This window comes from Paraburkholderia sp. BCC1884 (assembly GCF_900996225.1).
Taxonomy (GTDB): domain Bacteria; phylum Pseudomonadota; class Gammaproteobacteria; order Burkholderiales; family Burkholderiaceae; genus Paraburkholderia.
This window is the reverse complement of the sequence record NZ_CAAJGL010000003.1, coordinates 1-473: the sequence shown is the minus strand read 5'-3', so window position 1 is coordinate 473 and position 473 is coordinate 1. Positions and strand designations below refer to the sequence as shown.

Annotated in this window: 1 pseudogene; it reads right to left on the bottom strand. The window is 68.3% G+C overall.

Annotated features, from left to right (window positions below):
• Window positions 1-375, bottom strand: a pseudogene (locus FQ705_RS00015) (divalent metal cation transporter); the annotation flags it as partial.
• Window positions 376-473: the final 98 nt, after the last annotated feature.

Below are 473 nucleotides of genomic sequence, written 5' to 3'. Positions count from 1 at the left end.
TCCAGCGTGCGATGGCCGCGCCGCTGCAGCGCCAGCATCGCGAAGGTGCCCACCGCCGAGAGCAGCACGCCGGTCAGCAGCGGCACGTGCAGCAGCAATTGCAGCGCCACCGCGCAGCCCACCACCTCGGCGACGTCGCAGGCGATGATGGCCGCCTCGCTGGCCAGCCACACCAGCACCGTGTCTCGCCGCGACAGCCACGCTCAGCAGCCGGTAGCCGAACTGCGCGCCGCCGGCCAGCGCCGTGGCCCAGTTGCCGGGGTCCATGTAGCCGACCGCCACCAGCGCGCCGGCACCGGCGAAACGGGTCCAGGGCGTGGGCGGGCGGAACTGGCCGGCTGGCGAGGGAAGGGAGGGGATCATCGGATCGGGCATCGGTCGCGGTCCTGCTGCTGAGCAAAGGATAGGCGGGAAAGACGATTCACATCGGACATGTCAGACTCACATTCACGAATGATAATTATTCTCATTTG